A 20,297-nucleotide genomic window follows, 5' to 3' on the forward strand; every position below is an offset into this window, starting at 1 on the left:
GAAAATGAGTCAAGTTCAATTAGTGACAGAATCAGAAAAGAATCTTTCGGTGAACACAGATCCAAAAGAAAAGATCACTTTAAAGAAAATAATTGGTAAGCTGGGACCTCTATTAGCTCTTGTCATCTTGATTGTCATACTTACCTGCCTATCAGATAAGTTTCTTACCTTAAATAACCTTATGAATATAGCCAGTCAATCGGCCATCAATGCTTTAATGGCGCTTGGAATGCTTTTAGCAATCATAACAGCAGGGATTGACTTGTCAGTTGGTGCTATTCTTGCCGTATCGATCATGTTAATGGGAATCGTTACCGTTAACCTGCATATGAACCCATTTATTGGTGTCATTGTTTGTCTTGGTGTAGGTTCTTTATTTGGCTGGGTAAACGGACTGTTATTAACGAAGCTGCATTTACCGCATCCGTTTATCTCTACACTTGGTACACAATTCATCGGCCGCGGTATTGCTCTAATTGTAACCGCAGCCGCACCGATTGCTGGGTTCCCGGTTGCCATTCAATTTGCTGGAAATCAATTTGTTGGTCCGATTCCAGTCAGCTTTCTTCTTGTCATTGTTGTTTATGTACTGTTTCACATTTTCCTTACCAGGTCAAAGACAGGCCGCTATATCTATGCGATCGGAGGCAATAAGGAGGCTGCACGCTTGTCTGGTATTAATGTGGACCGAGTGCTTCTGATTGTTTATTCACTTAGCGGCTTAATGGCAGGACTTGCCGGATTAGTAATGGTAGGTCAAGTTAACTCCGCATTCCCACTAGCAGGATTAAACTATGAAACAAATGCCATTGCAGCTGTTATTATTGGTGGCGCCAGCTTTTTCGGCGGGGTTGGTACAGTTTCCGGCACATTAATCGGGGCGCTAGTAATTGCTGTTCTTCAAAATGGCCTTAACCTTCTTAACGTTTCCGCAGATGCTCAACTGGCGGTAATCGGATTGGTTATCATTGCGGCAGTGTATGTTGACGTTCTTCGTCAACGCAAAAGTAAGAAAAACTAACTCTGTGTGAAAAAGTTGATTCAAAAAAATATCATCAAAGAATAATGCTCGGGAGAATGCGATTTCTTAAACTTAAATTTTAAGGGGGCAGAAATGATGAAAAAACTTAGCGGGATTTTAATGATTAGTGTATTAGGGGCCGGATTAGTAATGGGGGGATGCAGCAATTCGGCTTCTCCAGGGGCAAGCAAGACTGCTTCTGGTTCTAATAAGGCTGCTTCAAATGAAGAAGTAAAGGTCTCTGTTGTTCTTAAAGCTTTAAATAGTGAATATTGGAAGCTGGTTCAGCGTGGTGCAATGGATGCGGGTAAAAAAGATGGAGTTACTGTAGATGTAATGGGGCCTAGTGCTGAAACTGATGTACAAAAACAAGTTACTCTGATTCAAGATCAAATTACCAATAATGTGAATGCTTTGGTTGTTGCACCCAGCCAACCCGCTACCGTACTTAATGTTCTTCAACAGGCCAATAGAAATAAGATTCCTGTCATTTTGGCAGATACAGATGCAAACTATCCTGAAAAAGTTGGTTTCGTAGGAACAGGAAATTTAGTGGCTGGTCAAGAAGGTGGAAAATACATGGCCAATAAACTTCATAAAGGAGATAAGGTAGCCATCATTCGTGGAGCTTTAGGGGATAAAACCCACGATGACCGGACCAATGGAGCAGAAAAAGCCCTGAAAGCTGCTGGTATTAATGTCGTGACGATTCAACCTGCTGATAGTGACAGAGCGAAAGCGATGAATGTAATGCAAAATATTCTTCAATCAAATCCTAAAATTAAAGCAGTATTCGTAACAAGCGAGGATATGGCATTAGGTGCATTACGTGCTGTACAATCAAAAAACAGCAAAGTAATGGTTGTTGGTTTCGATGGGACATCAGAAGGATTAAATTCGATCAAAGCAGGCGGGCTGGATGCTGAGGTAGCCCAGGATCCTTATAAGATTGGTTATATGGCGGTAGATGCAGCGGTTAAAGCAATTCACGGACAGTCAGTTGACAAACGAATTGATTCCGGTGCTAATGTGATTACTAAAGAAAATGTGGATGAGTCACTTTCTAAGATTAAACAGTATGTAGGTAATTAATGGATCATACAATTTAAAAATGTTTGTGAAAGTTTTAAAATAAGCGGGAAATTTTGTTTTAAAAAAGAGATTCCAATATAGCATAGCATCACCCGGTAATCCTTTGTGGTAAAATAATACCAGAATAAGGATTATTAAAGGGAGTTTGGAAGAAAATGAAGCCTACGATCTATGATGTAGCTGAAAAGGCAGGGGTCTCGATTGCAACCGTTTCCAAGGTGATTAACGATACAGGCCGTATCAGTGAAGAAACGAGAAATAAAGTTCTGAAAATAATGAGGGAGCTTGAATATCAGCCAAGCAGTGTTGCTACTGCTTTAACAGGTAAGCAAACCTTTACAATCGGTGTTCTTGTTCCTGATATTTCAAATGCCTTTTTTGCCGAAGTTGCCCGTGCGTTGGAAAACAACGCCAGGGAAATGGGCTATTCCATTATTTTATGCAGTACGGATTACCAGATTGAACGCGAACATGATTATTTAGAATTATTACAAAAAAAACAGGTTGACGGGATTATTATTGCGACAGAGCCTGAAGATTGGAAGGCCTATAAAAGTCTTCAAAAAAGGGATATACCGCATTTAATGTTTTCTGTTGACAGCCTCCGTTTTTCATCACATATTGTAACAACAGATGATGTACGAGGGGGATATATGGCAGGAAGGTACCTCCTTGATATGGGGCATACAGAAATTGCTATAATCGCAGAGCAAAACCGGGCCAGCGGCAGAATGCGTCTTGAAGGCTTTAAAAAATCCCTGGCTGATGAAGGGGTTGTCTTAAAGGATGAATGGACTTTAAATGCCATGTCTAAAATAGACGACGCAAAAGCTGCAGCAAGGAAGATATTGCAATTGGAGAATAGGCCGACAGCAGTGTTTGCTTCAACCGATTTAATTGCGGCAATTTTTATCAAGGAAGCACGTAAGGCACGTATCCGCATACCAAATGATCTATCTATAGTTGGCTTTGATAATACGATTTACGCGGAATTAACCGAACCCGGCTTAACGACGATTGCCCAGCCAAAGCAGGAGTTGGCAAAATTTGCGATGGATCAGCTATTAAAGCTAATAAAAGACCCAAGGATCCCGCAGCAGCGAATTATGCTTTCACCTAGGTTGGTTGAACGTAAATCTGTAAGAAACTTAAAAAATCTTTAATGACGCCGATCGACTTTTCGGCGTGGGTATAGAGTAAGCGCTTAACCAAACATTACCTTTAATAAATCGGAGGAATCACAATGACATCATTAACAGTAGGAATAATTGGCGCAGGCCGGATTGGAAAATTGCATGTAGAAAATTTAAGAAAGATACCACAAATTCGCATTAAAAGTGTTTCAGATGTTGTAATTGATCATCTAGAGGCATGGGGGAAGGAAAAACAAATTGAAGTACTGACAAACAATTACCATGAATTGCTCGAAGATCCGGATATCCAAGCAGTTTTCATTTGTTCACCAACCAATACTCACGCAACAATCATTAAAGAAGCAGCACTTGCCGGCAAAGATATCTTCTGTGAAAAACCAGTAAGTTTTTCCGTAGAAGAAACAGAAGCAGCATTAGCTGTTGTTGAAAAAGCGGGAGTAAAGCTGCAAATTGGTTTTAACCGCCGCTATGATCCGAATTTCCGGAGAATTCAAACACTTGTAAAAGATGGTCAAATTGGTCAGCCGCATATTTTACGAATTACTTCCCGTGACCCAGAGCCGCCAGGTGTTGACTATGTGAAAGCTTCCGGCGGATTGTTTATGGATATGATGATCCACGATTTTGATATGGCACGCTATGTAATGGACAGTGAAGTTGTCGAGGTTTCTGCTGCCGGAGCAGTGCTGGTGGATCCGGCAATCGGTGAAGTTGGTGATATTGATACCGCTATCGTTACATTGAAATTTGCCAATGGTGCACTGGGAGTAATTGATAACAGCCGTCAGGCAGTGTACGGATATGATCAGCGCCTTGAAGTTTTCGGTGAAAAAGGGGCAGCACAAGCTGATAACAATCGTCCTACGACTGTTGAAGTATCAACAGTTGAGGCTGTTACGCTAGATAAGCCGCTTTACTTTTTCCTTGAGCGTTACAACCAGGCATATATTGATGAAGTTTTAGAATTTACTTACTCTATTCTTGAAAAGAAAGAAGTTGCCTGCACAGGCTTTGATGGCTTACAAGCGCAAAAAATCGCGAAAGCAGCAAAAGAATCGCTTGAAAAGGGTGCCCCAGTTCAATTAAATCTTGCAGCTCCAGTAATTTAATAGAAATGAAGAAGTGATACTACGAACCTCCTAATAGTAGAGAAGCCATCCGTTTGATCTGATGCAGTTAGGAGGTTTTGTATTAACTTACAAGGCAATGAGACGAATAGGCCATTATTACTAAAAAGGCCATTATTGCTAAAACACAGGACAATGAATGATGGAGGATAAGACAATGTTTAACGCAAATCAAGTAAAATTGGCAATTGCCCCAATCGGCTGGACGAACGATGATATGCCTGAACTCGGCAGCGAAGTTACCTTCGAGCAATGCATAAGCGAAATGGCGCTTTCCGGTTTTTCGGGAAGTGAAGTGGGAAACAAGTATCCGCGAGATACAGAGGTTTTAAAAAAGACCCTTTCTTTAAGAGGATTAGAGATTGCAAGTGCTTGGTTTAGTTCCTTTTTAACATCAAAGTCATTTGAAGTAACTGAAAAAACTTTTATAGAACATCGTGATTTTCTTCATGAAATGGGTGCAAAAGTAATTGTTGTCTCAGAACAAGGCAACAGCATCCAGGGCCAAATGGAAACACCGCTATTTGCAAATAAACCTGTAAATACTGAAGAAGAATGGAAGCTCTTATCGGAAGGGCTGACTCGCCTTGGCGACCTGGCGGCTGAAAAAGGAATGAAAATTGTCTACCACCACCACATGGGGACAGGCGTGCAAACCACAACAGAAATCGACCGTTTAATGGAAGGAACCGACCCTGAAAAAGTATCCCTTCTTTACGATACAGGACATCTTGTATTCTCTGGCGAAGATCACCTGTCAGTGTTAAAAAAATACGTTGATCGGATCCATCACGTTCACTTAAAGGATGTCCGTTTGGAAGTCGTGGAAAGAGTACATAGTGAAAAAATGAGCTTTTTGCAGGCTGTTAAATCAGGGGTTTTCACCGTACCAGGAGACGGCGTCATTGATTTCAAACCGGTATTTGAGGTGTTAAGCGAAGCAAACTATAAAGGATGGTTTGTAGTCGAGGCCGAACAGGATCCGGCAATTGCAAATCCATTTGAATATGCAGTGAAAGCAAGGAAGTACATCCGGGAAACAGCCGGGCTGTAAAGGAAAGAACATACCTCTCTAAGAAATAGTATTCGTGCAATTAGAAGTAAGGGCTGAGGAAGAACTCTTAAAGGGTTCTTCTTTGATGTGCTTGAGCCTTAATCTTCAAGTTAAATGACAATCTGTTGAAAAAAGTAAGGCTGGCATCTAGAATGTATTTGAACCATTAAATAAGTGTACAAGACAAGACGGAATAATGAAGAGTTCACTAGACTAAAAAAATTTAATAACTAAGATAAGTTGGATAGTCCCAAAGGCTATTTAGTTTTAATTAATACCATATAAAAGCGTTTACATCACTTTGAATAGGAGTGCTTATATTGGATTTAAATAAATACCTTTCTGGAAAAACTTCTTTGAATGATTATGTTCATCGTTTAAACCAAAATAATGCCTCTTTTCAAGTTCATTATTGGGGAGTCATGCCGAAACATTATGACAATCAATTACATAAACATTCCTTTTTCGAAGTGTGTTATGTAGTCGAAGGGGAAGGAACCTACATAGACGATCAAAGTACCTTTACACTTCAAGAAAATACGCTTTTTTTATCGAGACCTGAAATTTTACATCAAATAAAAAGTGAAAAGGGCTTGTCTTTATTATATGTTGCCTTTGAACTAATTGAATCCGAATCGAGTGAAAGCTGGATCAAAATTATGGAGACTGCCAAACTATGCACCGAAGTAATTTTACATGATAAAGATGAAATGGAAACAGCATTATTATGGAAATCACTGCTTATCCAGGCAACAAAGCGGCAAAATGAGTTTTTTGAAGAAATGCTCTCCAATATTGCTTATTCTCTTATTCTCTCCATATTGCAGGATTTTGTTCCTGCTTTGAATAAGAGTAATCATAAACATGATCCCGAACAGCACTCCGTACTCCTTACGCAGGCGCAGTTATATATTCATGACAATTTATCAAATTCCTTGAAGCTTACGGAAGTAGCCAAACATCTACACATATCCGGAAGACATTTGTCTCGTGTTTTTGTATCTGAATTAGGAGTTAGTTTTTCAAAGTATGTTCAAGACGAACGAATAAAAAAAGCCATGATTACTCAAAAAATCGAATTTGTCGTTAAAAGAAATTGCTGAGGAAACGGGTTTTATGAATGTTCAATATTTTACCCGTGTTTTTACTTCCATGATGCAAATATCACCAGGAAAGTTTCGCTCTCTGTTTGTAGATCAAAATACAACTACATATTCGCATAGCTGACACCTCCATTATTATATTGGGGGTGTTTTTTTACGATTAAAATTTAATCATTTAAAGAAAGATGTCCTTAAAGTATAAAAACATGTCTCTATAATTTAATTACTATTCTGAATTCTTTTTATATAATTAGCTATGTAAACAAGGTCATGACAAGATCATAGAAGGTGATTCATTGGAAAATACAGACATGGGAAAATGAAAGCGAATTCTCCAAAAACAGGTTAATTTGTAAGATGTCCTTAAATGTAAAAACCAAACACTTTTATGCAATAAAGGATTCAGAAATACACAGCAATCAAAACAAGGAGGGAAATTCTATGAAATTATCATATGTAACAGATAGCTTAGGCCACTTGCCGTTTGAAAAAATGCTGGATACGGTGGCTGAAATGGGGATTGATACGATTGAGATGACAACAGGAGGTTGGTCACCGGCTCCACATTTGCGTTTAAATGAATTGCTGGAAAGTGAAGCAAAAAGAAGTGAATTTCTAGGCGAACTAGAAAAGCGGAATATTAAGCTTTGTGCATTGAATTGTTCTGGAAATCCTTTAGATCCAGGTGAACTTGGAAAAGAGCACAGAGAAGTAACAGAAAAAACAATGGAATTAGCCGGTTTACTTGGTGTTAAGAAGGTCATTATGATGAGTGGTCTGCCGGCAGGAAGCCCGGAAGATAAAATTCCTAACTGGATTACCTATACAGTAAGCTGGCCTCCAGTATTAAAAGATATTTTGGATTATCAATGGAATGGGGTAGCGATCCCCTATTGGAAAGAGTTAGTGAAAAAGGCTGAATCATGTGGTGTCGAAAAAATTGCCCTTGAAAATTTCAGTTCTATGCTAGTGTATAATCCGGAAACATTATTTAGATTACGGAATGCAGTTGGACCGATGGTTGGATTGAATTTAGACCCAAGCCATTTAATCTGGATGGGAGCAGATCCCATTTTGGCAGCCAGAGAACTGGGAGCAGCGATTCACCATGTTCATGGTAAAGATGTAAGAATTGAAAGACATTTATCAGCTGTTAATGGTGTATTGGAAACAAAAGAGGTTACGGATACAGCAAATAGAGCATGGAATTATGTGGCTGTCGGCTGCGGTCAAGATTTGCAATGGTGGAAAGAATTCTTCTCTGTTGTTCGCATGATGGGATATAACGGTGAAGTTTCACTAGAAATGGAAGATCTGACCATGTCCATTGAGGCAGGAATAAGAACATCGATAGATGCTTTAAAACAAACACTTAGCTTTTAATTTTACAGATATTTCTGAAAAATACTAAAAATTATTCAATTGAGAGGAGTTTTTACGATGTTAAATGGAGAGAAAAAGATTGAAAGACCACTACGTTGGGCGATGATTGGAGGCGGGCGAACTGGCCAGGTTGGTTATAAACACCGCATTGGGGCACTAAGAGATAATACAGCTTATCAATTGGTAGCGGGTGCATTTGATATCGATGCAGAAAGAGGAAAAGACTTTGGTGTTAATCTTGGTGTCGATGAGAATCGCTGCTATCCTGATTATAAAACAATGTTTGCAGAAGAAGCGAAACGGGAAGATGGTATCGAGGTTGTATCCATTGCCACTCCTAACGGAACCCATTATGAAATTACGAAAGAAGCATTGGAAGCCGGATTGCATGTTATTTGTGAAAAACCTTTGTTCTTTACTGTGGCAGAGGGTGAGGAGATAAAAGCCCTAGCAGAGAAACTAGGAAAAATTGTGGGAGTTACTTATGGTTTTTCTGGGAATCAGTTGCTGCTTCAAATGCGGGCCATGATTGAACAAGGTAAGATCGGTGATATTCGTGTGGTTGATTTACAGTACACACATGGTTTTAGTGCAACCGAACAAGGTGATAAAACAAATGCTGCCCAAAAATGGCGTGTGGATCCTAAGGTTGCTGGTCCAAGTTTTGTTTTGGGAGATCTTTCAACCCATACTTACTATATGTCCGAGCTGATTATGCCAAACATGAAAATTAAAAAATTATTATGTGACCGACAAAGTTTTGTTGGATCCCGTGCTCCTTTAGAGGATAATGCTTTTGTTTTGATGCAATATGAAAACGGAGCAGTAGGAAGACTATGGACATCTTCTATCAATGCAGGATGTATGGACGGCCACAGAATTCGCATTGTCGGATCTAAAGCAAGTCTAGAATGGTGGGATAGCAAACCAAATGAACTTAAGTTGGAAGTTCAGGGAGAACCTATTCAAACTTTAATACGTGCAATGCCTTACTTGGATGAAACATGTAATGCTGATGAGCGTTTGGGAGCATTGCATCAAGAAGGTTTAACCGAATCTTGGGCAAATATTTATCTGAAATTTGCCATTGCCATTGATGCAAAAAATCGCGGGGATGAGGAAACATTGAAAAATCTGGTATACCCTGATATTAATGCTGGAATTGAAGGTATTCGCTGGATTGAAAACTGTGTTCGTTCTGCAGACAACGGATCCGTTTGGGTAGAATATGAGAATAAAAAACCACAGCTAGTCTAAAAAAAGGTTAAACAGCTTCGTTATATGAAGAGATTCAACTGAATGTATTATAAGGCCGGGGGGGCAATTACCATAGATTGTTCCTCGGTCAGATAAAATATATTTTTTTACCTCATATCCTGAGACTTTCCTTATTGAATTGTGCCAATGCAGGAATCTGTCTTTTAGTTAAACATCTCATGTCATCTACAATAATTAACATTAAAAATTATGAACCCCCGAAAACCACAACATCGCATTTCAAAATTACAGTACCACTTTAGGTTATATTATGAGAAATATAAATAGAATCAGTTTGATTCAAAATTGAGTAAAATGAAAGCGTTTTAAATGGATCCCGAATGAGCAAGGATCTTTATGGGAGTCTATTATTCCAACCTGACTTAATCAAGGAATCTGGGATAAGAAATTTGTTAAAAACAATTAGACAAAGGGGAAATTTAACATGCAAAATCTCAAAGTTTCTGATATTCCAGTTCAACTGGAACATGAGAAGAAAAAGAACCCAAAAAAGTTCTTGAAATTAATTACTACTGTATCAACATTTGGGGGGCTATTATTTGGATATGATACAGGAGTTATTAATGGAGCACTTCCATTTATGGCTAAACCTGACCAATTAAATCTTAATGCTTTTACAGAAGGGTTAGTAGCGAGTTCATTAATCTTAGGTGCTGCTATGGGGTCATTAGTGGGAGGCCGATTATCAGATAAAAAAGGGCGCAGAAGCCTAATCATGTATCTAGCTATTTTATTTTTATTTTCAACATTAGGCTGCGTTATTTCACCCAATGCATCAATCATGATTATTTTCCGCTTTTTGCTGGGGCTTGCTGTCGGTGGTTCTTCAGTCATAATACCATCCTATCTTGCGGAAATGTCTCCATCGGATCGGCGGGGCATGATGGTTACTCGAAATGAATTGATGATTGTAACTGGGCAGTTTCTAGCTTATATATGTAATGCAGTCATCGGAAATGTCTTTGGTGATACAGGACATGCTTGGCGTTACATGTTAGTAGTTGCAACATTACCAGCTGTGGCTTTATGGATTGGAGTGGTTATTTTACCAGAAAGTCCTCGATGGTTGGCATCAAAAGGAAAAATGGCTGAAGCACTAAAAGTGCTTCAAATGATTCGTAATGAGGGTGTAGCACAACAAGAATTAAATGAAATAAAAGCACATATCCAAGCAGAGCAAAAAATAGAAAAAGTGACGCTAAAGAATTTAAGGGTACCTTGGATCAAACGTATTATCTTCCTAGGGGCTATAATTGGGGGAGTATCCCAGTTAGTTGGTATAAACTCTATTATGTATTATGGAACACAAATTCTAGAAAATGCTGGTTTTGGAACAAAAACAGCTTTGATTGCAAATGTAGCAAATGGATTAATCGCCGTTATTGCTGTTATAGTTGGTATGTCTCTCACGAACAAAGTCAACAGACGGACAATGCTGCTTACAGGGTTAACTGGTGTAACAGTTGTTCTTATTACGATCGGTATTTCTACTTTCGCGCTTGCTGGTTCACCGGCCTTGCCATTGGTAGTTTTATCTCTGACAGTCCTATATTTAGCCTTCTTCCAAGGAGCAATTGGTCCTTTAGGGTGGCTCATTATTGCTGAAATTTTCCCTGTTCGTTTCCGTGGTGCTGGTATGGGAATTGCTACATTGTTTTTATGGCTTTGTAATTTTATAGTAGGTCTATTTTTCCCTACACTTTTAAAGGTTGTCGGACTTTCAGGAACATTTTTCTTATTTGCTGTGTTTGGGTTCATTGGGGTAGTGTTTGTAGCGAAAAACTTGCCAGAGACAAGAGGGCTTTCATTAGAACAAATAGAGGACAACTTTAAAATGAGAGCATAGAAAAAATAAATGAATAACTGAATCGCGGAGATGGTCTAGAGGACTACTCCGCGTTTTTTTATGCTTTTTTTTATGAGATTATTAATAAAATTACCTTACTTTTTTTCGCTTAAAGCACACATACTTTCATAAAAAATGATTCGTGCCTCTCCATATTGATCCATTGACTTTTTAAAAGATGGTATTGTATGTTTAATGAATTTAATTATTCTTTTCATCATGATTTCCCCCTGGGAATTAGTTTAGTTTAATTTAATTTTGTACCTCGTGAGTCCCTTTAGCAATCGTGATGAAAACGAAAACATGTATTAAAAAAACGCTAACATTCATAATGTAAGCGTGTAAAATATGAATTATCTCAATATTTCTCTTTTTTTTCATGTTCAATAAAAAACGCTCGTACATGGTGTTCAGAGAATATTTACCGTGCTATTGTATAAAATGTTCGAATAGTTCCAAAAAAATAGACCATTACATTTGAGTCTGTATGAAATATACTATATTTAATAATGTTAAATTAGTGTTTACAATTGGTGAGAGGTGAAAAAATGAATTTCTATATTCCAAAGGTAGAACCGGGCATCAAGTCAAAAAAGGGATTATATTTCTATGAACCTTCCGCTTTAACGAAAGAATTATATAATTATGTCCTATGGGGCGGTGAATATATAGTAGATGTTCCCTACAGCATTAAGCGTGATTACATGAATTCCTTTATCATTTTTTATATAAAAAAAGGATCGATGCATTTCCACTATCTTGACCAATCATTTGTAGCCTCGAAAGATGATATTGTTCTTCTAGATTGTAAAGAAAATAATAACTACTATGCAGCGGAAGAAACGACCTTCCAATTTTTTCACTTTACAGGTAGTCACACGCAAGTTATGTATAAAGAGTTATACAAAAGAAAGGGGTGTATTTTTAGACTGCCGACTGAACAAAATAATATTCCAAATATTTTATCACTTATAGCGTCGAACCAGGAAATAGACTTTAAAATATCTTTAGAAATTTATAAACTGCTTGGTAATTTAGTAGAAAGTACCCGTAATACGTTTGAAAACAGAGATACAAATGGGACAAAAGCAGTGCCAACCGAAATTCAAGCCGTACTGTCTTATATAAGTGAGAATTACTCATCTAAAATTACCGTCGACCAGCTGAGTGAAATATCCAATATAAGTACCTATCATTTTTGTCGTACGTTTAAAAAGTATATAGGAACCAGCCCTCACCAATATGTACTAAATTACAGATTGATCCAAGCTAAGAATCAATTGGTGGAAACCAATCTTTCAATCGAGCAAATAAGCATGGATTGCGGATTTAATAGTATTGGCCATTTTATTAAAGTGTTCTCCCAATCTACTGGGGGCATAACTCCTGGAAAGTTTAGAAAACTTTGTTTTTAATTACATATTTTTAAAAAATATCCATTTATGTGGGTATTTTTTTGTTAAATCTTGATACACTTCTAAAAGTTTAGCAAGAAATGATAATTAGATAGCAATTTTTTATAATACATCGATTCTTCATAATCTATAAAATAGGAACTAATCAATATCTCTTTGTGAACATATGACTGAACACTCTTGTCTGCAGACGATAATTGGAGTGAAATCCACTAATAAGAGAGGGAGGATATATTATTTCGGGTTTTTACGCTATTCATAAAACAACCGGTTAAACAGTCCTACTTTTATAAGGAAGAAGGTTATACGATGGGAAATAAAAAAATTTCATGGGGGATTGCTCCAATTGGTTGGCGCAATGATGACATTCCTGAAATTGGGGCAGAGAATACATTGTCCCACTTACTAAGTGATATTGTAGTAGCAGGCTTTGAGGGAACAGAAGTTGGTGGCTTTTTTCCAGAACCTAAAGTATTGAACAAAGAGCTTCAACTTCGCAAATTAAAAATTGCAGGACAATGGTTTAGCAGTTTTATTATTCGAGACGGTGTGGAAGAAGCCTCTAAAGCTTTCCATAAACATTGTGAGTATTTGAAAGCGGTTAATGCAGCTGTTGCTGTCGTATCAGAACAAACCTATAGTATTCAAGGTATAGATAAAAATGTTTTCAATGAAAAACCATACTTCACAGATAAAGAATGGGCTCAGTTATGCCAGGGACTAAATGAATTAGGAAAAATTGCTGAAGAATATGATTTGAAGCTAGTTTTTCACCATCATATGGGGACGGGCGTACAAACATTAGCAGAAATTGATCGTCTTATGGAAAACACTAATCCTAATCACGTTCATTTGCTGTATGATACCGGCCATATCTATGTATCCGATGCTGATTATATGACTCTATTAAATAAACATCTCAATCGCATCCATCACGTTCATTTTAAAGATGTGCGTCAAGCGGTAAAAGAACAATGTGAAAAAGAAGGAAAGTCCTTCTTACAATCCTTTTTGGCAGGAATGTTTACAGTTCCTGGTGACGGCTGCATTGATTTTACAGAAGTATACAAGAAGCTTCTCGGAACGAATTATTCAGGCTGGATTGTCATTGAAGCAGAACAAGACCCCTCAGTTGCACATCCGTTGGAGTATGCGTTGAAAGCCCGTAATTATATTAATGAAGAATTAATTCCATTAGAAATTGGTTCATTAATAAAAGCTTAAAAAAAAACGAACCCTGGGGAGGGAGAACATGAGTAATCAAGCGATTGAAAAACCACATGATTACGAAAAAGCTTTAAAAAAGATTACGGTTATATCCACATTTGGGGGACTTCTTTTTGGATATGACACCGGTGTTATTAACGGAGCATTACCTTTTATGGCAAAACCTGACCAGCTAAATCTGACACCGGTGACGGAAGGTTTCGTTACAAGTTCATTACTTTTTGGAGCTGCGCTTGGATCCGTATTTGGTGGGCGTTTATCCGACCGTTTTGGCCGCCGCAAAATGATTCTAAATCTCGCTTTACTATTCTTTATTGCAGCCATTGGATGTACGCTTTCACCATCTGCTGGTGTTATGATCGTCTTCCGATTCTTGCTGGGTTTAGCCGTAGGGGCTGCATCCGTTATGGTGCCATCCTTTTTAGCGGAAATGTCTCCGGTTGAGAAGAGGGGAAGGATGGTTACCCAGAACGAATTAATGATTGTTTCCGGTCAATTGTTAGCGTTTGTATTTAATGCCATCCTTGGAAATACGCTTGGCGAAGGAGCTTCACATGTTTGGCGTTACATGTTAGTGATTGCGTCACTTCCGGCTGTGGTCTTATGGTTTGGAATGTTAGCGGTTCCAGAGAGCCCGCGTTGGCTTGCATCAAAAGGAAAACTGGGGGATGCACTAAGAGTCCTTAAAGAAATACGTGAAGCAAACCGTGCCGAATCGGAACTTGATGAGATTAAAAATAATATTTCTCAAGAGTCAGGGGTTCAGCATGCAACATTTGGGGATTTAAATGTGCCGTGGGTCCGCCGGATAATCGGGATTGGAATTGGGATTGCGATTGTGCAACAAATAACGGGTGTTAATTCCATCATGTATTATGGCACTCAAATTCTTCAAAAATCAGGTTTTTCAACCAATGCAGCACTAATCGGAAATATTGCTAATGGTGCCATCTCAGTATTAGCAACTTTTGTCGGTATCTGGCTTTTAGGAAAAGTCGGTCGACGTCCGATGCTTATTGCTGGATTGACGGGAACAACGGCAGCTCTTGCCTTAATTGGGGTATTCTCGTTAGTACTTAAAGGATCACCAGCGCTTCCGTTTGTAGTTCTTAGCTTGACAGTTACCTTCCTAGCATTCCAGCAGGGTGCTATTTCTCCGGTAACCTGGTTAATGTTATCTGAAATCTTCCCGCAAAAATTACGCGGTCTTGGAATGGGTGTTACGGTTTTCTGCTTATGGATCACAAACTTCCTTGTTGGGCTATTTTTCCCAATATTACTAAGTGCAGTGGGCTTATCGATAACCTTCTTCATTTTCGCTGTGTGTGGAATTGCCGCCATTATATTTGTGAATAAAATCTTGCCAGAGACAAGAGGAAAGTCACTTGAGCAGTTAGAAAGTTATTTCCGTAACTATGAACAAGAAAGTCATAAACAAGCTTCCAATCAATAATCTTATAAAACAATGATTGAATTGTGAATTAACTAAAAAATGAAAGCGCCATCTAGATGTATCACATTAAATTCGTAAATATAAAGGAGAGTATCAACATGACTTTAAGATTTGGTGTAGTAGGAACAGGTGCAATTGGCAGAGAGCATATTGATCGAATTACAAATAAATTATCCGGAGGGAAAATTGTAGCAGTAACAGATGTTAATCAAGAATCTGCAAAACAAACGGTTGAAACCTATCGATTAGATGCTGTCGTTTATCCAGACGATCGAGCACTAATTGCCGATGCGAATGTGGATGTCGTCATTGTTACAAGCTGGGGGCCAGCACATGAAGCAACAGTTGTAGCTGCAGTTGAGGCTGGTAAATATGTTTTTTGTGAAAAACCGTTAGCGACTACTGCGGAAGGCTGCGTGAGAATCGTGGAAGCAGAAATGAAACAAGGTAAAAAATTAGTTCAAGTAGGCTTCATGCGCCGTTATGATAGTGGATATGTTCAATTAAAACAAGCCATTGATAACAATGAAATTGGTGAGCCATTAATGATTCGTGCGGCACACCGTAATCCAACTGTAGGCGAAAATTATGTGACGGAAATGGCTGTAGTAGATACATTAATCCACGAAATTGATGTACTTCACTGGCTTGTAAATGATGACTATAAATCTGTTCAAGTTGTTTTTCCAAGGAAAACAAAATACTCACATGAAAAGCTGCAAGATCCACAATTATTTACAATCGAAACAGTTGGCGGGATTGTGATGAATGTGGAAGTGTTTGTAAATTGTAAATATGGCTATGATATTCAATGTGAAATCATTGGTGAAGATGGTATTGCAAAATTACCTGAATTCTCCAGTATCGTGATGCGAAAGGATGAAAAACTTAGCACAAGCATCTTAAATGATTGGAAATACCGTTTTATGGATGCTTATAATGTCGAAATCCAGGACTTTATTGATTCCATTAATAAAACTGGCGAGCCTCAAGGACCAACATCATGGGATGGCTATATTGCGCAAGTAACAGCAGATGCATGTGTTCAAGCCCAGCAAACAGGTCAAAAGGAACCGATTATTCTTCGAGAAAAGCCGGCATTTTATAGTGAGAAGCAGCTTCAAGAGGCTTAATTCTTTTAAAACAAATGATAAGTAAATCACCCTTGAGTGTAAAATTAACTATATCCCTATGGAGATGATACCGATGAAATTATGTTTTAACGAAGCTACTACACTGAAAAACTCTAATCTAGCTAAGGATTTGGAATACTGTGAAAAACATGGTTATGATTCTATCGAAATTCGTACCATGGACAAGTTGCCTGAGTATCTAAAAGACCATACAATTGATGAACTCGCAGAATATTTCCAAACCCATCATATTAAGCCGCTTGCATTTAATGCTCTTGTATTTTTCAACAATCGGGATGAAGAGGGCTATCAGGCCATCATTGAAGAATTCAAAGAAATGATGGAATTAGGTAAAAAGATTGGTGTTCAGTATGTGGTAGCAGTGCCATTGGTTACTGAACAAAAGATTCTGAAACAAGATATTAAAAACAGTTGTGTAGAAGTCTTAAAAGAATTATCTGACATTGCTCAAGGCTATGGCATTAAAATCGCCGTTGAATTTGTTGGACATCCGCAATGTACGGTCAATACTTTTGGGCAAGCTTACGATATTGTGGAGACAGTTAATCGTGAGAATGTCGGATTAGTTCTTGATTGTTTCCACTTCCATGCGATGGGATCAAAAATGGAAGACCTGAAGAACGCAGACGGCTCGAAAATCTTTATCTTACACATGGATGATACAGAAGATTTCCCAATTGGATTCTTAACAGATGAGGATCGAGTATGGCCTGGATTAGGTGCAATTGATTTAGATGGCATTTTATCAACATTGAAGGAAATTGGTTTTTCAGATGTTGCGTCTGTAGAATTATTCCGTCCGGAATATTATCAATTAGACGCAGAGGAGGCCATTAAGGTTTCTAAAGAAACAACAGTAAAAGTAGCTTCAAAGTATTTTGAATTTGATACCATTGCAGTTGGATAACTGAACAAGCAAAAGTTTTAAATTGTAGATTGTAGTAACTCGACACGTAAAAGTGTGTACTGCACCCCAAAAGTAGGGCAACTTACCTTAATCAAAATACTGCAACATTCATATGTAGCGGCAAAAAATAAACGAGGTCAGTGTTATAGGTATATATTGGTAATGATATAACAAATAGTAATAGTATTTAGTATACATTTTGCTACTTATTTTATATAGTGATGGATTAGAAAACAGCCCTTTTCATTCTGAAAAGGGTTGTATTAGTTAAAAATGTTTAAGTTTTAGTATACTTATCAGCTATATATTTACATTGCACTCCACTTTCCTTCACACTATACCGATTAGTCGGGGTCATTCGGTTTATACCATTCTTCTTAAATTATGAGAATTTTGCAAAAGAACCGTCCCCATGCATCATCCCATGCATCAACCAACATTTTGAATTGGCGTTGCGCCTGATCGGCGGCGTTCAAGTTCTAAGTCCATTTCTGCCCGTTTATCATCGAGTTTGTAGGGAATCAGGGTGATTCCGATCAGTATACAGATGACTAGTGGTATCCAGATAAAGCTTATTTCAATATAATTTAAAGCGGTTGCAGTTTGTTTAGCATTCGGAATATAACCGCCCATTTTCAAAATAACTCCTACAAGTGCACTCCCAAGGCCCAAGCCTAAATGTAGGAGGTTTTTGATTTCAAAAACAAAAAATGAAAAGGTTAGAATGTATTCGAGAAATGATATTTAATTATCATCTACATGAGCTCTAAGGTACCAAAATGTAACGACATGGTTTGCCAATCTTTATAAAAGAATAGTCCGAGGGTACCCAATTTCATTTTCTGTGGTGTAGCGTGCGATGCATGGGTGGCTAACGGATACGTTTAGTTCAACAAGCAGTATAAAGGATCTTCGACTGGAAGAACCTTTATACTATATAAGACCTATTTACATAAAACCATTTTAAGAAACTTTCTTTAATTCCTCTGTTAATCGTATGAATTCTGCTTTATTTTTATCTCTTAAGGACAGGTCGATTTTCTTTTGAATTTTCTCTTTTCGGAAATCACGCAGGGCTTTGTCTAACACCATTTCAGCAAATAGAGAATCCATGACATTAACTTCAGGTTGTGGTGAATTAAGCAAATTCTTTTCCATAAGAAATCAACTCCTTGATCTTTTTTCTATTATACTAATAATTTTCTGACTATTCAAACATTTAAAATTGGTAATTTGAGAGAGAAACAAAATGAATCTACATATTTGGTTACGAATCAATTCATGAGTATGGAGAAACAATGTGTTGGCCGGTCTGTATCCGGAAATTCGTAACAACCCGTTGCTGCTAGTAACCTTGCTGGGAAATGAATTTACAGGTTCCACTAGTGTTCCGGCACAAATGGCCTGGTCGCTTAGTATAGCAGGTATCTCTGCTGCCCAGGCGAGTAAAGCGTTGGGCACATATTACCAAGGGAAAATTAACATGCATGATTTTATGGTTCTAACTTTGGGCGCTTTTCCCGTTTTTAGCGTAGAGCAATCCATCTTCGCTCTGCAGGAGCAAGGAAAAATCGCATCTGAAGCGGCCCTGGAAAATTAAGGACGACAATCCGCCGTACGCAGCGTTACCATTGCAGATGGCGATACTTGTGCGGCTGTATTTTAGCGATACCAAAGATACTCCTTTGAAGATGGTCCAAACACTGCAAATTGCGGGATATTCGGACAAGGAAGAGGTACTTTCCGCATTAGCAACAGTTTTCCCTGGATCCAGCGCTGACGACCGTATGGCAGCCATTCAGGAGACGTACGGAAACTAAAGCAGAAAAGAGAAAAGAGGAGAGCTATGAATCTATCAATCTATGTAGTGGAGGACGCTGCCTATCAGGCGTGGTTGCTACGCCTTGCGTTTCCACAAGCATTACCCGCTTCCTTGGCGCATGAAATTTTGAGATTTTACTCCGGGTTATCCCCTGCGCAATTGGGGCAAGTCCTAAAACACAGCGATCCGACCCCTGTGTTTACGGAGTTATTCCCTGAGCAATTGGCTGTAACATATTTATCCGCCGACGTGGGATACACGCAGCCAGAGCAAGTAGCCCAGGCACTTTACGTTTCCGGTGTCTTTCCAAAAATGAGAACAGCTTTGGACGTAGCGGAAGTAATCTATTCCCCTACGGTCTTCCCGACATTGGAAAAAGAGTCCATGCGTCCTGCGTTGAAAGCCGCAAATATGCCGGAAGACGGTATCAACGAAGCGATCTCCAAGCTGTATTCATCCGTTGAGTTGAATCCGCCGGAAACGTCTCCCGGACTACATCCGACTAAAAATGAGAGTTCTTTCAGATTTGATCATGTCATCGTGAGCAACGGACGTTCAGTTGCGTTCCGCTTTCCTTTGAACGATGACCAGATGAGAAACGGCCATACTATCGCTGCATTCACTGGTCTAGTATCACGAAACAGAAATCAGGAAGGATTCCCTCCCATCAGTCTGAGAATAAACAAACAATTGGTGACTATAGCTGGAGCTGGCTTCAACCCCCATCGAGTGGAATTTTTCCTTCCTGCTTCCTGGTTAAACGGTAAAAACGTAATGGAACTACAGGCGGCTCCAGATCTCAGGACGTTGTTCTGGTTATATAGAATGGAAGTTGTTCACTACAAGTATTCTTAGGATACGGCTTTTGTGTACACCTCCGAATTTCTTTTCTCTACCAATATTTTAATAATATTTTCAAAACATATATCAACATATATGTCATTATATATTATATGTTGATGTATAAATTATCTTTAACTTTGTTGACTATTCCATCATTATTATTAAAATATACTTTTATAGATATTTACTGTTGGAAAAAGTTAACATTATTTTTTCTTAAACATCGTTATCTTTCATATACTGATTAGCTATAAAGACATATCTTGGGTTTTATTTGGAGGCCAACTCACCAAGTTTTGTTCAAAATTATTAAAAAACCAAAGAAAAAAGCCATTCGTTTCTCTATTAGAGGCGAATGGCTTTAAATAATAATTGTATGTTCTCTGATCATAGAGAGCAGCGACAATCCCGTGTACCG

General features: G+C 38.4%; 20 protein-coding genes. 18 read left to right on the plus strand and 2 right to left on the minus strand.

Annotated elements, in window-relative coordinates; all coding sequences use genetic code 11:
- The first annotated feature begins 4 nt into the window (after positions 1-4).
- From J7E63_RS17170 to iolI, 15 genes are all read left to right on the plus strand, one after another.
- Positions 5-1,021: an ABC transporter permease gene (locus J7E63_RS17170; RefSeq protein ID WP_215014585.1), complete on the plus strand. Its 1,017-nt coding sequence runs from the start codon at positions 5-7 to the stop codon at positions 1,019-1,021.
- 93 nt (positions 1,022-1,114) lie between these two features.
- Positions 1,115-2,113, plus strand: coding sequence for a sugar ABC transporter substrate-binding protein (locus J7E63_RS17175; RefSeq protein ID WP_215014586.1), 999 nt, complete (start codon positions 1,115-1,117; stop codon positions 2,111-2,113).
- A gap of 155 nt (positions 2,114-2,268) precedes the next feature.
- Entirely contained in the window at positions 2,269-3,276 is a 1,008-nt protein-coding gene (locus J7E63_RS17180) for a LacI family DNA-binding transcriptional regulator (protein WP_214714065.1), read from the plus strand.
- A gap of 80 nt (positions 3,277-3,356) precedes the next feature.
- A complete protein-coding gene (iolG, locus tag J7E63_RS17185) occupies positions 3,357-4,376 on the plus strand; it encodes an inositol 2-dehydrogenase (protein WP_214714068.1) in 1,020 nt (339 codons plus the stop codon).
- A gap of 175 nt (positions 4,377-4,551) precedes the next feature.
- Positions 4,552-5,448 (plus strand): myo-inosose-2 dehydratase, encoded by an 897-nt coding sequence (gene iolE / locus J7E63_RS17190; RefSeq protein ID WP_214714070.1) that lies wholly within the window; start codon positions 4,552-4,554, stop codon positions 5,446-5,448.
- A 320-nt stretch (positions 5,449-5,768) separates the two neighbouring features.
- Complete coding sequence (locus J7E63_RS17195) at positions 5,769-6,551, plus strand: AraC family ligand binding domain-containing protein (protein ID WP_251033592.1); 783 nt, start codon at positions 5,769-5,771, stop codon at positions 6,549-6,551.
- A gap of 13 nt (positions 6,552-6,564) precedes the next feature.
- Positions 6,565-6,675, plus strand: a complete 111-nt coding sequence (locus tag J7E63_RS29695; RefSeq protein ID WP_251033593.1) for a hypothetical protein — start codon at positions 6,565-6,567, stop codon at positions 6,673-6,675.
- Positions 6,676-6,992: 317 nt separating this feature from the next.
- Entirely contained in the window at positions 6,993-7,934 is a 942-nt protein-coding gene (locus tag J7E63_RS17200) for a sugar phosphate isomerase/epimerase family protein (RefSeq protein ID WP_215014587.1), read from the plus strand.
- A gap of 57 nt (positions 7,935-7,991) precedes the next feature.
- A complete protein-coding gene (locus tag J7E63_RS17205) occupies positions 7,992-9,191 on the plus strand; it encodes a Gfo/Idh/MocA family protein (protein WP_214714075.1) in 1,200 nt (399 codons plus the stop codon).
- Positions 9,192-9,636: 445 nt separating this feature from the next.
- Positions 9,637-11,058, plus strand: coding sequence for a sugar porter family MFS transporter (locus tag J7E63_RS17210; protein ID WP_214714077.1), 1,422 nt, complete (start codon positions 9,637-9,639; stop codon positions 11,056-11,058).
- A 548-nt stretch (positions 11,059-11,606) separates the two neighbouring features.
- Entirely contained in the window at positions 11,607-12,473 is an 867-nt protein-coding gene (locus J7E63_RS17215; RefSeq protein ID WP_214714079.1) for a helix-turn-helix domain-containing protein, read from the plus strand.
- A gap of 309 nt (positions 12,474-12,782) precedes the next feature.
- Entirely contained in the window at positions 12,783-13,697 is a 915-nt protein-coding gene (gene iolE, locus J7E63_RS17220) for a myo-inosose-2 dehydratase (protein WP_214714081.1), read from the plus strand.
- Between the two features lie 28 nt (positions 13,698-13,725).
- Positions 13,726-15,153 (plus strand): sugar porter family MFS transporter, encoded by a 1,428-nt coding sequence (locus J7E63_RS17225; protein WP_214714083.1) that lies wholly within the window; start codon positions 13,726-13,728, stop codon positions 15,151-15,153.
- Between the two features lie 98 nt (positions 15,154-15,251).
- A complete protein-coding gene (iolG, locus tag J7E63_RS17230; RefSeq protein WP_215014589.1) occupies positions 15,252-16,286 on the plus strand; it encodes a bifunctional inositol 2-dehydrogenase/D-chiro-inositol 1-dehydrogenase in 1,035 nt (344 codons plus the stop codon).
- A gap of 73 nt (positions 16,287-16,359) precedes the next feature.
- On the plus strand, positions 16,360-17,214 hold the full coding sequence (iolI, locus tag J7E63_RS17235) for a sugar phosphate isomerase/epimerase family protein (RefSeq protein ID WP_214714087.1): 855 nt from the start codon (positions 16,360-16,362) through the stop codon (positions 17,212-17,214).
- 429 nt (positions 17,215-17,643) lie between these two features.
- Here the strand turns inward: iolI and J7E63_RS17240 are convergent, their stop codons facing one another.
- Both J7E63_RS17240 and J7E63_RS17245 read right to left on the minus strand, forming a co-directional pair.
- A complete protein-coding gene (locus tag J7E63_RS17240) occupies positions 17,644-17,886 on the minus strand; it encodes an MFS transporter (RefSeq protein ID WP_251026897.1) in 243 nt (80 codons plus the stop codon).
- A 291-nt stretch (positions 17,887-18,177) separates the two neighbouring features.
- Complete coding sequence (locus J7E63_RS17245) at positions 18,178-18,372, minus strand: IDEAL domain-containing protein (RefSeq protein WP_214714089.1); 195 nt, start codon at positions 18,370-18,372, stop codon at positions 18,178-18,180.
- 142 nt (positions 18,373-18,514) lie between these two features.
- On the opposite strand from J7E63_RS17245, the gene J7E63_RS17250 reads away from it, so the two are divergent.
- From J7E63_RS17250 to J7E63_RS17260, 3 genes are read left to right on the plus strand one after another with little or no spacing between them, the layout of a single operon-like run.
- Entirely contained in the window at positions 18,515-18,814 is a 300-nt protein-coding gene (locus tag J7E63_RS17250) for a hypothetical protein (RefSeq protein ID WP_215014591.1), read from the plus strand.
- A gap of 49 nt (positions 18,815-18,863) precedes the next feature.
- Positions 18,864-19,034, plus strand: coding sequence for a hypothetical protein (locus J7E63_RS17255; RefSeq protein WP_215014593.1), 171 nt, complete (start codon positions 18,864-18,866; stop codon positions 19,032-19,034).
- 26 nt (positions 19,035-19,060) lie between these two features.
- Positions 19,061-19,891, plus strand: coding sequence for a hypothetical protein (locus J7E63_RS17260; RefSeq protein ID WP_215014595.1), 831 nt, complete (start codon positions 19,061-19,063; stop codon positions 19,889-19,891).
- Positions 19,892-20,297 lie beyond the last annotated feature (406 nt).

The organism is Bacillus sp. ISL-75 (genome assembly GCF_018613095.1).

Excerpts from the sequence above, each read along its gene's own strand:
- J7E63_RS17175 (WP_215014586.1), top strand. The coding sequence starts at position 1,115 with ATGATGAAAAAACTTAGCGGGATTTTAATGATTAGTGTATTAGGGGCC.
- iolE (WP_214714081.1), top strand. The coding sequence starts at position 12,783 with ATGGGAAATAAAAAAATTTCATGGGGGATTGCTCCAATTGGTTGGCGC.
- J7E63_RS29695 (WP_251033593.1), top strand. The coding sequence starts at position 6,565 with ATGAATGTTCAATATTTTACCCGTGTTTTTACTTCCATGATGCAAATA.
- iolG (WP_215014589.1), top strand. The coding sequence starts at position 15,252 with ATGACTTTAAGATTTGGTGTAGTAGGAACAGGTGCAATTGGCAGAGAG.
- J7E63_RS17210 (WP_214714077.1), top strand. The coding sequence starts at position 9,637 with ATGCAAAATCTCAAAGTTTCTGATATTCCAGTTCAACTGGAACATGAG.
- J7E63_RS17225 (WP_214714083.1), top strand. The coding sequence starts at position 13,726 with ATGAGTAATCAAGCGATTGAAAAACCACATGATTACGAAAAAGCTTTA.
- J7E63_RS17245 (WP_214714089.1), bottom strand. The coding sequence starts at position 18,372 with ATGGAAAAGAATTTGCTTAATTCACCACAACCTGAAGTTAATGTCATG.
- J7E63_RS17200 (WP_215014587.1), top strand. The coding sequence starts at position 6,993 with ATGAAATTATCATATGTAACAGATAGCTTAGGCCACTTGCCGTTTGAA.
- iolE (WP_214714070.1), top strand. The coding sequence starts at position 4,552 with ATGTTTAACGCAAATCAAGTAAAATTGGCAATTGCCCCAATCGGCTGG.
- J7E63_RS17205 (WP_214714075.1), top strand. The coding sequence starts at position 7,992 with ATGTTAAATGGAGAGAAAAAGATTGAAAGACCACTACGTTGGGCGATG.
- J7E63_RS17260 (WP_215014595.1), top strand. The coding sequence starts at position 19,061 with ATGAATCTATCAATCTATGTAGTGGAGGACGCTGCCTATCAGGCGTGG.
- J7E63_RS17180 (WP_214714065.1), top strand. The coding sequence starts at position 2,269 with ATGAAGCCTACGATCTATGATGTAGCTGAAAAGGCAGGGGTCTCGATT.
- J7E63_RS17170 (WP_215014585.1), top strand. The coding sequence starts at position 5 with ATGAGTCAAGTTCAATTAGTGACAGAATCAGAAAAGAATCTTTCGGTG.
- J7E63_RS17215 (WP_214714079.1), top strand. The coding sequence starts at position 11,607 with ATGAATTTCTATATTCCAAAGGTAGAACCGGGCATCAAGTCAAAAAAG.
- iolI (WP_214714087.1), top strand. The coding sequence starts at position 16,360 with ATGAAATTATGTTTTAACGAAGCTACTACACTGAAAAACTCTAATCTA.
- iolG (WP_214714068.1), top strand. The coding sequence starts at position 3,357 with ATGACATCATTAACAGTAGGAATAATTGGCGCAGGCCGGATTGGAAAA.